Annotated in this window: 8 protein-coding genes; 1 reads left to right on the top strand and 7 read right to left on the bottom strand. The window is 71.5% G+C overall.

The features are described from left to right. Positions 1-30: 30 nt before the first annotated feature. Positions 31-1,581 (bottom strand): PQQ-binding-like beta-propeller repeat protein, encoded by a 1,551-nt coding sequence (locus STRVI_RS08790; RefSeq protein ID WP_123060278.1) that lies wholly within the window; start codon positions 1,579-1,581, stop codon positions 31-33. Between the two features lie 662 nt (positions 1,582-2,243). Here STRVI_RS08790 and STRVI_RS08785 point away from each other — a divergent pair. Next, positions 2,244-5,621 carry an SCO5717 family growth-regulating ATPase gene (locus STRVI_RS08785; protein ID WP_014055278.1) on the top strand — a complete coding sequence of 1,126 codons (3,378 nt, stop codon included), beginning with the start codon at positions 2,244-2,246 and terminating at the stop codon, positions 5,619-5,621. Between the two features lie 131 nt (positions 5,622-5,752). Here STRVI_RS08785 and STRVI_RS08780 read toward each other — a convergent pair whose 3' ends face one another. From STRVI_RS08780 to STRVI_RS47595, 6 genes are all read right to left on the bottom strand, one after another. Next, positions 5,753-6,709, bottom strand: a complete 957-nt coding sequence (locus tag STRVI_RS08780; protein WP_014055277.1) for a bifunctional riboflavin kinase/FAD synthetase — start codon at positions 6,707-6,709, stop codon at positions 5,753-5,755. A gap of 209 nt (positions 6,710-6,918) precedes the next feature. Continuing rightward, entirely contained in the window at positions 6,919-7,857 is a 939-nt protein-coding gene (truB, locus tag STRVI_RS08775) for a tRNA pseudouridine(55) synthase TruB (RefSeq protein WP_014055276.1), read from the bottom strand. Further along, positions 7,854-8,369: a 30S ribosome-binding factor RbfA gene (rbfA, locus tag STRVI_RS08770; RefSeq protein WP_014055275.1), complete on the bottom strand. Its 516-nt coding sequence runs from the start codon at positions 8,367-8,369 to the stop codon at positions 7,854-7,856. Before rbfA ends, truB begins: the two co-directional genes overlap by 4 nt. Before the next feature lie 69 nt (positions 8,370-8,438). Next, the gene (locus STRVI_RS08765; RefSeq protein ID WP_014055274.1) at positions 8,439-8,735 is read right to left on the bottom strand and encodes a DUF503 domain-containing protein; all 297 of its coding nucleotides are present in this window, start codon (positions 8,733-8,735) and stop codon (positions 8,439-8,441) included. Positions 8,736-8,859: 124 nt separating this feature from the next. Next, complete coding sequence (gene infB / locus STRVI_RS47600; protein ID WP_014055273.1) at positions 8,860-12,021, bottom strand: translation initiation factor IF-2; 3,162 nt, start codon at positions 12,019-12,021, stop codon at positions 8,860-8,862. A gap of 158 nt (positions 12,022-12,179) precedes the next feature. Further along, the gene (locus STRVI_RS47595) at positions 12,180-12,467 is read right to left on the bottom strand and encodes a YlxR family protein (RefSeq protein ID WP_014055272.1); all 288 of its coding nucleotides are present in this window, start codon (positions 12,465-12,467) and stop codon (positions 12,180-12,182) included. Between the last annotated feature and the right edge of the window lie 67 nt (positions 12,468-12,534).

The raw sequence follows: 12,534 nt of genomic DNA, 5'->3' as shown, positions 1-12,534 counted from the left end.
CCCGCGGTCGTTTTGCCGCTCGCCCGCCGCTCAGGGCCCGAAGGCCAGGAGGAGTTTTTCGGGGGTGGTGTCGTTGCCGGTGACGCGGTTGGTGGCGATGTAGAAGTTGCCGTTGCGGTAGGTGTGGGTGGCGGAGTAGAAGTCGCGCTCGGATCTTTGGGTGGCCTGGGGCAGGCGTAGCAGGGTTTTCGGCTTGCCGCCGTCGGGGGCGATACGAACGATCTGGCCGGGTGCGGTGTACGAGGGCTTTTCGTAGGCGATGAGGGTCTTGCCGTCCATGTTCAGCGGGAGCAGGAGCCGTTCGGCCACCTTGACGGCCCATTTGCGCTTGCCGGTGTCGAGGTCGAAGGCATGGATCTCGCTCGTCGAGCCGCCCGTGCCCTGGTCCTGGGTCATCTCGGTCGGCAGGTAGAAAGTGTCGGCGGAGACGGCGACGCCCTCGCAGTTGCCCATGTTCGTGCCGAAGATGTCCGTGCCGCACTCGGGCTGGTAGGAGCGCTTGCCCAGGGCGAGGGTCGAGCGTTCCTTGCCGGTGTCCGAGACGGCCAGAATGCCGCCGGACTGTCGGTTCTGGTCGGTGAGGGCCACCACGGCGGGGCTGCTGGAGAAGATGTTGTTGACCTTGTAGCCCTTACGGACGTTGTAGGTCCACTTGATCGAGCCGCTGGGGGTGAGTTGCTGCAGCCTCGCGGTGCCATTGGTGCAGGAGTAGGCGCGCAGCAGGACCTTGCCGCCCGCGTAACCGTCAATGGAGCAGCCCGCACTCGGCTTTTCGGATGAGACTTCCTTACCGTCGCTGACCTTGATGACGGCGGAGCCGCCGAACCAGGCCATGCCGACGAGGTCGCCGCTCTGTGCCATGCCCACGCTGGTGTAGCCGCTGCCCAGGGAGCCGGCCTCGGGGGCGTGGTGGTCCCAGAGCTTGACGCCCTTGTTCAGGTCGATCAGGGCGAGTTGGCTGCACGAGTCCTTTCCACGGCCCTCATAGGCGACCACGACCTTGCCATCGGTCGTGGAGTGGGGAGCGGCGCAGACCGCCTTGGGGAGGGAGAGGGTCCACTTGCTGCCCCCCTCGTCCTGGTACGCGACGATCTTGTTCTCGACCGCCTTGACGACATAGCCCTTCATCGCCCAGAAGCCGGGCACTTCGAGGTTCTTCTTGCTGAGCTCAGGTGCGGGCGTCTGGTAGAGGACCTTCGCCTCGCCCGCCCGGCGCTGGTCGTTGGGGTCGCTTTCGCCGCTGCCGCGGCCGCCGGTGTTGTCGCCGTCGCCGGTCGGCCCGGGCGTCGGGTCCTGTGTCCGCGGTCGGTCCGGGGTGGTCGTCGTGGGGCCGGCGGTGGGCTTCTTACCGTCGTCATCGCCTCCCACCGCGGCGTACACCCCGCCACCCGCCGCGAGCAGTACCGCCACCACCGCGCCGATGACGAGGGCTTTGCGCTGACGGGCCGGGCCGCCGCCGGGCGGCTGCGCGCCGTACGGCCGGCCGGGCGGTGAGGAGTGCGGGCCGCCGTACCCCGGCTGACTCGCGTACGGGCTATGGGCGTACGGGTGCGCGGGGTCCGGGCCGGGGGGACCGGGCACCTCGGGCGGCGGTGGAGGCGGGCTCGACGGCAGGACGCCGGTGTCCCATATCTGGGGCGGGGTGTGGCCCGTCGACGGAGCCGATGGGGGTCTCGGGGGTGCGGCGGGCGGCACGGGTGGCACCGGAGGTCTCCGCGGCGAGCCGAAGCCCCCCTGGCCGGGCTCCTGGGGCGCCTGAGGCTTCTTGGGCTCCTCGGGCTCCGGGGGCGGGCCGAAGCCGCCGGAGGGCGGCTGGTTGGGGGGCTGGGGCGGCTGCGACATCTGCGCCTACCTCTCACGCGAGTCCACCGACCGGTCGGCCTCCTCCCCGCGATCCGGTCGGCGGCACCGGCCGGAAAGGAGCGACGTGGTCGCAGGTCCCGCTGTGCAACGGCATTCGAGCGGGGATTCTTTGTACCACCGGACGCTTGGACTTCCCCCCGTGGTTGCCGGGTACGTACCGCCGTAAGGCACGGTGAGGTCTCGGACTGCCTTGAGTGCGCGGACGGGCCTGCCCTCGTGGCGCTCAGGGTGATTAGTCTTGGGGTACCCGGTGGAGAACCTGTTCAGGGATCCCCGGCGACACAAAAGGGGAAAGCCGAACGGTCGGACGACAGTAGCGATCGGCAACAGATCGGCCTCGCCAAGATTTTCAAGGGTGCTCGACCACACCAGGAGGCATTGTGAGCAGCGATCGGGACGAGATCCGCGCGGGCGGAAACACACCCGGCGATGATCGGTCCGACGCGGAGACCGAGCACACGGGCGAGTTCACCATCGACTACACCCCGCCCGCCTGGTACACGCAGAACGCTTCGTCGTCGTCCTCGCCGGCCTCCACGGCCCCCGCGTCGACCGGCGGCTCCGGAGGAATCGGGACGGGCACCGGTGCGGGAGCGCCGAGTCCGCCGCCTCCGCCGCCCACGGGTAATCCTGTGTCCGTGCCGGGGGCGCCGGAGCCGAGCGGCTTTCCAGGTGCTTGGCCGTCGCCGACCGTGCCGCCCTCCGCCGATGCCGCTCCGGACGCCTCCGAGGTGGAGGAGTTCCCTGCGCGGAGGGGTGACGAGGCACGGTCTGAAGCGGAGGCGGAAGGGTCGGACGCGGGCATCCGCATGCCGCCTTTGCCCGACTCCGCGCCGGATTGGGGCAGTGCGCCCGCGGCTGACGCCGTGACGGGTGGTGCCGCGTCGGACAAACCCGAGTCCGAACCCGCGCCCCGAGAATCTTCCGTCGGGTCCTCCGATGTCGAGGCGGAGGCCTCTGCGGCGGCTCCCGCTCCGGCTCCCTTCACCGCTTCCGCTCCCGTCGATGACGACTTCAACCTGGCGCCCGCCGCGGCGCCACGGGACGACGCCCCCGAGTCCGCGCCCGAGCCCGAGTCCGAGTCCGGCTCCGAGGAGAGCGACAACGGCGATGTGGTCAGCCACTCCACCGTGCGGTTCTCCACGGCCGCGCTGCGGCGCGAGGTGGCCGAGAGGCGGAGTGAGGACTCCGAGGCTGCCGAGGGTGATTCCGGTTCCGGCTCCGGTTCTTCCTCCGGTTCTGGTTTTTCTTCCGGTTCTGGTTTTTCTTCCGGTTCTGATTCTGGTTCTGCGTCCGACTCCGGTGACGATTCGGACTTCGCGGACACGGACGACCGTACCGGCGACAATGTGCGCAGCGAGGGCACGCTGCGCTTCTCCACGGCCGAGCTGCGGCGTGAGATGGAGGAGCTGAGGCAGGCGACCGCCGAGCCTCAGGACGCGATCCCCGAGGACGCCGTGCCGCCGAGCACGCCTTCCTCGGAGCAGCCCGCCGCCACCTGGGCTCCGCCGCCCGTTCCGCAGTCGGGGCTGCCGCCCCTGCCGCCGGACTTCCAGCCCGCCGCGCCCGACGGCGCCACACCGGCTCCGGGTCCCGCTCCGGTTCCGGAGCAGCGGACGGACGGGCCTGCCACCCCTGGCGTCGGCGTGCCGCACCCGCCCCAGGACACCTCCTGGGCGCCTCCCCCGCCCCAGACGCAGGGTCAGCAGGGTCAGCCTGCCGCCGCGGCGCCTGGGCCCGGGCCGCAGGGCGGGTACGGCTATCCGCGGCCCGGTGAGGGCGCTCCGGGTGCGATCCCCGGCCAGCCCGGTCCGGTCCCACTGCCGGATCAGGCCCAGGGGGCACAGCCCCCGGCGGCCAATGTGCCTGGTCCGCAGGGCGGTTATCAGCAGCCCGGCCCGGCCGTGCCGGGACCCGGTCCGCAGGGCCCCCCGGCTCCGCAGGGCCCCCACTACGGCTATCCGCAAGCCGGGGGCCAGCCCGCGCCCGGCCCGGTCGGTCAGGGACAGGGCCAGGGGCCGATGCCCGTCCCGGGCGGCTACGGCTTCCCGCAGCCGCCCGCGCCGGACCAGCAGGGCCAGTACCACCAGCAGCCCCACCCTCAGCCCTATCCCACGCCCCAGTCGGGTCAGGCCGAGCACCCCGCACAGCCGGGACAGCCGGGACAGCCGATGTACCCGGGCCAGCCCGGCCAGCCCGCACCGTACGCGCCGACCGACCCCGCCCAGGGCCAGCAGCCCCCCGGCCAGCAGTTCCCGGGGCAGCAAGGTCCGGGCGTACCGGGCGCGCAGGGCGGCTACGGCTTCCCGCGTCCCGGCGACGGCGTTCCCGGGCCCGGGCCGCAGGGGCAGGCGCACGACGGCTACGGCTATCCGCGCCCCGACGCCCACGCCGCCCCGGCAGCCCCGGCCACCCCGGCGGCCCCGGCGGCCCCGGCCGATCCCCGTACCGGCGGCTGGCCGACGGTCACGCCCGACCAGCGGCGCCAGGGCGGAAGCGCGGGGGCGCCGCTCGGGTACACCGCCGCGGTCGAGCTCTCCTCGGACCGGCTGATCAAGGGCAAGCAGAAGCCGAAGAAGAACACTCCCGGCCCCTCGCGCTTCAAGATCGGCGGTAAGAAGGAGGAGGCGGAACGGCAGCGCAAGCTGGAGCTGATCCGCACGCCGGTGCTCTCCTGCTACCGCATCGCGGTGATCAGCCTCAAGGGCGGTGTCGGCAAGACCACGACGACCACCGCCCTCGGCTCGACCCTGGCCATCGAGCGCCAGGACAAGGTCATCGCGATCGACGCCAACCCGGACGCGGGCACCCTCGGCCGGCGCGTGCGGCGGGAGACCGGTGCGACCATTCGCGACCTCGTCACCGCGATCCCGTATCTCAACAGCTACATGGACATCCGGCGGTTCACCTCACAGGCGCCGTCGGGGCTGGAGATCCTCGCCAACGACGTGGACCCGGCGGTCTCGACGACGTTCAACGACGACGACTACCGCAGCGTCATCGACGTCCTGGGCAAGCAGTACCCGATCATCCTCACCGACTCGGGCACGGGTCTGCTCTACAGCGCCATGCGCGGCGTCCTCGACCTCGCCGACCAGTTGATCATCATCTCCACGCCCTCCGTGGACGGTGCGAGCAGCGCCAGCACCACCCTCGACTGGCTGTCCGCGCACGGCTACGCGGATCTGGTCTCGCGGAGCATCACCGTGATCTCCGGGGTCCGGGAGACCGGAAAGATGATCAAGGTCGAGGACATCGTGTCCCACTTCGAGACCCGCTGCCGCGGGGTGATCGTCGTGCCGTTCGACGAGCATCTGTCGGCGGGCGCCGAGGTGGACCTGGACATGATGCGGCCCAAGACCCGTGAGGCGTACTTCAACCTCTCGGCCATGGTCGCGGAGGACTTCACCCGCGCCCAGCAGCAGCAGGGGCTGTGGACGGGCGACGGCCGGGCTGCTCAGCCGCCGCAGGTGGCCCCGCCGATGCCCGGACAGGCCCAGCAGCCCTACCCCGGCCAGCAGCCCTATCCGGGCTCCTACGCGCCTCAGCAGGGCCAGCAGCCGCAGTACCCCGGATACCCGCAGCAGGGCGGTCAGCAGGGCGGTCAGCAAGGCTGGCAGCAGTCCTACGGGCAGGGGCAGCAGCCGCAGCCCGGCCAGCCGTGGCAGCCAGTCCAACCGGGTCAGCCCGGGCAACCGGAGCAGACCTGGCAACCGGAGCAGACCTGGCAGCAGCAGCCCCCTGGGCCGCAGCAGTAGCAAGGGGCTACAGCAGTAGCAAGCGGAAGCGATGCGCCCCGTGGGCCCGGATCTCCGGGCCCACGGGGCGCATCCACGTTCACCGCCCGGGGTACCTCACGAGCGCACCGCACGGCTCACCTCACGCCGCCTCAGCGCTTGCCGCCGTGCTCCTCGACGAGTTCACGGGCCCGCTTCACATCGGCCGCCATGCGCTCCAGCAGCGCCTCGATCGAGTCGAACTTCTCCTGGCCCCGCAGATAGGCCAGGAAGTCGACCTCGACATGGAGTCCGTACAGATCCAGCCCGACCCGGTCGATCGCATACGCCTCGACCGTCCGCTCGGTCCCGTCGAACTGCGGATTGGTGCCGACCGAGATCGCCGCGGGCATCGCCTCGCCCCGCGCCGTCAGCCAGCCCGCGTAGACGCCGTCGGCCGGAATCGCGGTGTGCGGCGGGGTCTCCAGGTTGGCCGTCGGAAAGCCCAGTTCACGGCCGCGCTGCGCACCGCGCACCACCACGCCCTCAACCCGGTGCGGCCGGCCGAGGACCTCCATCGCGCCCGCGACATCGCCCTCGGCGACCAGCCGGCGCACCAGCGTGGAGGAGAACGGCTCGCCGCCGCCCGCCTCACCGCGCTCGTACAGGTCGATGACCTCGACCTCGTAGTCGTAGGTGGTGCCGAGCTCGCGCAGGAACGCGACGTTCCCGGCGGCCTTGTGGCCGAAGCGGAAGTTGGGGCCCTCCACCACGACCCGTGCGTGCAACTTGTCGACCAGCACCTTCGCGACGAAGTCGGCGGGGGTGAGCCGGGAGAACTCCGTCGTGAACGGCAGCACCAGCACCGCGTCCACGCCCAGCCCGGCCATCAGCTCCGCGCGCCGCTGATGCGGGGCCAGCAGCGGCGGATGGCTGCCGGGCCGCACGACCTCGCTCGGATGGGGGTCGAAGGTGACCACGACCGCCGGTACGCCCAGCTCACGCGCCCGTGCCACGGCACGGCCGATGATCAGCTGGTGCCCTCGGTGCACCCCGTCGTAGGAACCGATGGTGACGACGCTGCGCCCCCAGTCCTCAGGGATGTCCTCCAAGCCACGCCAGCGCTGCACTTTGCCCGCTCCTCGCCCGAACCTTTGTCTGTCGACTTCGCAGGTCTAAGACTGCCATGCCCCGGTCGCCCGCCTCGCATCGGTGGTCTCCACGAGCGCCCGGACCGGCCGGAAAGCCACCGTAGGCGGCCGGTCCGGGCGCTCGCAACGCAGCACGGAATCAGTCACGACACACCGCGGCGCCCTGGCCCCGACGCGGCCCGATGGCCTCATACGAAGACGGCCAGGCTCTTCGCCTTGCCCTTCGACTCCTCCACGAGGGCCAGAAAACGCCCCTCCGGCCCGAAGACCGCGACCGGCCCCGAACCCGATGCCGAAGGAGCCGGCGCCGCCTCCCCCGAGGGCATGTCGATCCGCACGCCGTTGCCCAGCAGCCGGGCCTGGTGGTCGTCCACGTCCCAGCGCGGGAAGGCGGCGGCCGCCGCCTCGGCGATGGGCATGATCTCCAGCGACTCCTCCAGGCTCTCCAGCGTCCTGGCCGCCTCCAGCCCGTACGGACCGACCCGGGTCCGGCGCAGAGCCGTCAGATGGCCGCCGGCGCCGAGTCCGGCGCCCAGGTCGCGCGCCAGCGCCCGGATGTAGGTGCCGGAGGAGCACACCACGGTGACGTCCAGGTCGAGGACGGTGGTGCCGTCCTCCGCCTTGGCCTCGCGGCGGTCGTGGAGGACGAAGGAGGAGACGGTCACCGGCCGTGCCGGGATCGCGAACTCCTCGCCCTCCCGCGCCCGTGCGTAGGAGCGCTTGCCGTCGATCTTGATGGCGCTGACCTTCGAGGGGACCTGCTGGATGTCCCCGGTCAGCTCCTCGATCCTGGCCTCGACGGCCCCCGGCTCGACCCCGACGGCGCCGTCCGATGCGGTGATCTCGCCCTCCGCGTCATCGGTGACCGTGGTCTGGCCGAGCCGGATGGTGGCCCGGTACTCCTTCTCGGTCAGCGCCAGATGGCCCAGCAGCCGGGTCGCCTTCTCCACGCCGACCACGAGCACGCCGGTGGCCATCGGGTCCAGCGTTCCGGCGTGGCCGACCCGCCGGGTGTCGGCGAAGCGGCGCATCTTGGCGACGACGTCGTGCGAGGTGAAACCGGCCGGCTTGTCGACGATCACCAGGCCGTCCGGTGCCCCGGAGGCGGCCCTGCCCTTGCGCGTCATGCGTCCGATGAACCCTTGCCGTCCGTGCCGGGCGCCTTACCGTCCGCGCCGGGCTGGTTGCCGTCCGCGCCGGACTCCTCGTCGTCCTCGTCCTCGCCCGGCTTGCGGTACGGATCGGCTTCGCCGGCGTAGCTGGCGCCCGAGGACACCTCGCGCACCTGGGCGTCCGCCTCCCTGGCCTTGGCGAGCAGGTCGTCGATGGTGCGGGCGTTCTCCGGCAGTGCGTCCGGGACGAACGTCAGGGTCGGGGTGAAGCGCACCCCCGTCTGGCGTCCGACCTCCGACCGCAGCACACCCTTGGCGCTCTCCAGGGCCGCGGCGGAGGCCGCCCGCTCCTCGTCGTCGCCGAAGACCGTGTAGAAGACGGTCGCCTCCCGCAGATCACCGGTGATCCGGGTGTCGGTGATGGTCACATAGCCCAGCCGCGGGTCCTTGATCCGCCGCTGCAGAGTCTCCGCGACCACGACCCGGATGCGGTCCGCCAGCTTGCGTGCCCGCGCGGTGTCGCTCATGCGTCTTCTTCTCTCTTCTTCGCGTCAGTCATCGATGGCCGGGGCGGTCTGCCACCGCCGATCCGGCCCTCATTCATCATCGCCCCCGTGGAACCGCCGTCGCACCGACAACAGCTCCACCTCCGGCCGCGCCGCCACCAGCCGCTCGCAGCGGTCGAGCACATCCGTGAGATGGCCCGCGTCCCCGGAGACCATCGCCAGGGCGATCTGGGCCCTGCGGTAGAGGTCCTGGTCCCCGACCTCCGCCACGCTCACCGCGAATTTGCGGTGCAGCTCGGCGACGATCGGGCGGACGACGGAGCGCTTCTCCTTCAACGACCGTACGTCGCCGAGAAGCAGATCAAAGGACAACGTCCCTACATACATGCGGTCCGGGTCAAGCCACCCGTGGGGCCTTTGTGAATACGGACTTCTCGCACCGTACACGCAAGGGCCGGGGCCGATCGACGGAAATTTCTCCGCCGACCGGCCCCGGTGGGACAGCCGCTTGTCAGCCGCGCGGCTTCTCGCGCATCTCGTACGTCGCGATGACGTCGTCGATCTTGATGTCGTTGTAGCTGCCGAGGTTGATACCGCCCTCGAAGCCTTCGCGAATCTCGGTGACGTCGTCCTTGAAGCGGCGCAGACCCTCGATGTTGAGGTTCTCCGCGATGACCTTGCCGTCGCGGACGAGGCGGGCCTTGGTGTTCCGCTTGACCTCGCCGGAGCGGATGAGCACACCGGCGATGTTGCCCAGCTTGGACGAGCGGAAGATCTCGCGGATCTCCGCCGTACCGAGCTCGACCTCTTCGTACTCCGGCTTGAGCATGCCCTTCAGGGCCGCCTCGATCTCCTCGATCACCTGGTAGATGACCGAGTAGTACCGGACGTCCACGCCCTCGCGCTCGGCCATCTGCGTGGCACGCCCATCGGCGCGCACGTTGAAGCCGATGACGATGGCGTCGGAGCCGGTCGCCAGGTCGATGTCGGTCTCGGTGACCGCACCCACACCGCGGTGCAGGACGCGCAGGTCGACCTCTTCGCCGACGTCGAGCTGGAGCAGCGAGGACTCGAGAGCCTCCACCGAACCGGACGCGTCGCCCTTGATGATGAGGTTGAGCTGCTGGACCTGACCGGCCTTGAGCACCTTGTCCAGGTCCTCCAGGGAGACCCGGCGGGTGCGCTTGGCGAACGCCGCGTTCCGCTCGCGGGCGGCACGCTTCTCGGCGATCTGGCGGGCGGTGCGGTCCTCGTCGACGACGAGGAAGTTGTCGCCCGCACCGGGCACGTTGGTCAGACCGAGGACCAGGACCGGGGTCGCCGGGCCGGCCTCCTCCAGCGCGTTCCCGTTGTCGTCGAGCATGGCCCGGACGCGGCCGTAGGCGTCGCCCGCGACCATCGTGTCGCCGACCCGCAGGGTGCCGCGCTGGACCAGCACGGTGGCCACGGCGCCGCGGCCGCGGTCGAGGTGCGCCTCGATCGCGATGCCTTGCGCGTCCTGCTCCGCGTTGGCGCGCAGGTCGAGCGAGGCGTCCGCGGTCAGGACGACGGCCTCGAGCAGGTCGTCGATGTGCAGCCCCTGCTTGGCGGAGATGTCGACGAACATGGTGTCGCCGCCGTACTCCTCGGCCACCAGGCCGTACTCGGTCAGCTGACCGCGCACCTTGGTCGGGTCCGCGCCCTCGACGTCGATCTTGTTGACCGCGACCACGATCGGCACATCGGCCGCCTTGGCGTGGTTCAGCGCCTCGATCGTCTGCGGCATCACACCGTCGTTGGCCGCCACCACGAGGATCGCGATGTCGGTCGACTTGGCACCACGGGCACGCATGGCGGTGAACGCCTCGTGACCCGGGGTGTCGATGAAGGTGATCCTGCGCTCTTCCTCATTGACCTCGGTCGAGACCTGGTAGGCACCGATGTGCTGGGTGATGCCGCCGGCCTCGCCCGCGATGACGTTCGTCTTGCGGATCGCGTCCAGCAGTCGCGTCTTACCGTGGTCGACGTGACCCATGACGGTCACCACCGGCGGACGCGCGACGAGCATCTCCTCGCCGCCCTCGTTCTCGCCGAACTCGATGTCGAAGGACTCGAGAAGCTCGCGGTCCTCCTCCTCCGGGCTGACGATCTCGACGTTGTAGTTCATCTCGTCGGCGAGGAGCTGCAGCGTCTCGTCGGAGACGGACTGCGTCGCGGTGACCATCTCGCCGAGGTTGAGCATCACGGCGACCAGCGACGCCGGGTTGGCGTTGATCTTCTCCGCGAAGTCGGTGAGCGAGGCACCCCGCGACAGCCGGACCGTCTGGCCGTTGCCGCGCGGCAGCATCACACCGCCGACGGACGGGGCCTGCATGGCCTCGTACTCCTGGCGCCTCTGCCGCTTCGACTTACGGCCACGACGCGCCGGACCGCCGGGACGGCCGAACGCACCCTGCGTGCCACCACGGCCACCGGGACCACCCGGACGACCGCCGAAGCCGGGACGGCCACCGCCGCCACCGAAGCCGCCGCCACCACCGGGACCGCCCGGACGACCGGCGAAACCGCCGCCGCCACCGGGACGACCGCCACCGGCACCGGGACCGCCCGGACGACCGGCGAAACCGCCGCCGCCACCGGGACGACCGCCACCGGCACCGCCGGGACGACCGCCACCGCCGGGACCGCGACCGCCGCCGCCACCGGGGCCCGGACGCGGGCCGGCAGCCGGACGCTGCGGCATCATGCCCGGGTTCGGGCGCGCGCCGCCGGGGCCCGGACGCGGGCCGCCACCCTGGGCGCCCTGCGGACGGGGCATCTGGCCCGGAGTGGGACGGGGACCGCCGGGACCGCCCTGGCCACGGCCCGGACCGCCCTGGCCGCCGCCCTGCGGACGCGGGCCGCCGCCGGGCTGACCGCCGGGACGCGGGGCGCCGCCGGGACGGGGCGCCTGCGGGCGCGCCATACCGGTGGAGCCACCGGAGGTGAAGGGGTTGTTACCGGGACGGGGACCGGCCGGACGGGGACCACCCGGACGCGGACGCTCCTGGCCACCCTGGCGCGGGCCGCCACGGCCACCCTGACCGCCCTGGCCCTGGCCGCCCTGGCCCTGACCCGATGCACCCGGACGGCCGCCGGGGCGCGGACCGGGCGTGGCACCCGGCTTGGCGGGCGCGCCCGGCTTGGCCGCTGCGGGCTTGGGGCTGGGAGGGCTGGGGGCCGCCGGCGGCGCGGTGAACTCGGGCTGCGCCGGAGCCGCCGGAGCCGCCGGAGCCGCCGGCGCGGGGCCCGGCTTGGGGCCGGAGGCCGCCGGACGGGCAGCGGGCGCGGGACGCGGGCCCGGAGTGGGCGCCGCACCCGGAGTGGGCGCCGCATCGGGGGTGCCGCGCTGGCCCTCGGCAGCCGGCTTGGGGCCGGGCGCCGTCGGGGGCTTGGGGGCGGCCGGACGGGCCGCAGCCGCCGGACCGGGGGTCGGCGGCTTGGGCGTCGCCTTGCGCGGCGCCGAAGGCTTACCGGCGGCACGGCCGGAGCCGTTGCCACCCTGGAATGCGTCAGTCAACTTGCGCACAACCGGCGCCTCGATCGTCGAGGACGCCGAACGTACAAATTCACCGAGTTCTTGGAGCTTGGCCATGACGACCTTGCTCTCAACTCCGAACTCCTTGGCGAGTTCGTATACCCGGACCTTAGCCACTTCGCTCCTTTTAGGTCCGGGTTGTCGCCGGACCGTCGCTACTTCATGGGCGTACTCATCGCGTACTCATCGAGTGCTCATCGCAATCTCGACCTACTTCCGACTCGCGAGGTACCTGACCGCACGGTGTCCCGTGCCGTTCTCTTCCAACTACTTACTCAGGGTGTCGCCTGCTCACCCTTCTCGACAAACCGGCGGAGCGCCGTGGTGTCGAGCGCCCCCGGCCCCCTGAAGGCCCGGGAAAAGGCCCGGCGGCGAACCGCCAGGTCAAGGCAGACCCGTGTGGGGTGCACATAAGCACCCCGACCGGGGAGCGTACCGCGCCGGTCGGGGACACAAACACCCTCGACCACCACGATGCGCAGCAGATCGTTCTTGGCCGCCCGATCCCGGCATCCCACACAGGTTCGCTCAGGGCAGGCACCAGCTCGCGTGCGGCCAGACACTGCTTGAGTCTACCTCCCCGTACCGACCCCACCCCTTGGGGGGAGTGATCGAATGGTCACTCGATTT

Origin of the sequence: Streptomyces violaceusniger Tu 4113, from assembly GCF_000147815.2 — a bacterium.
Lineage (GTDB): Bacteria > Actinomycetota > Actinomycetes > Streptomycetales > Streptomycetaceae > Streptomyces > Streptomyces violaceusniger_A.
The sequence above is the reverse complement of the archived record's forward strand: the minus strand, read 5'-3'. Positions and strand labels throughout refer to the sequence as shown.

Coding starts and splice junctions, on each gene's coding strand:
- truB (WP_014055276.1), bottom strand. CDS start 7,857: ATGACGCGCAAGGGCAGGGCCGCCTCCGGGGCACCGGACGGCCTGGTG.
- rbfA (WP_014055275.1), bottom strand. CDS start 8,369: ATGAGCGACACCGCGCGGGCACGCAAGCTGGCGGACCGCATCCGGGTC.
- STRVI_RS08765 (WP_014055274.1), bottom strand. CDS start 8,735: ATGTATGTAGGGACGTTGTCCTTTGATCTGCTTCTCGGCGACGTACGG.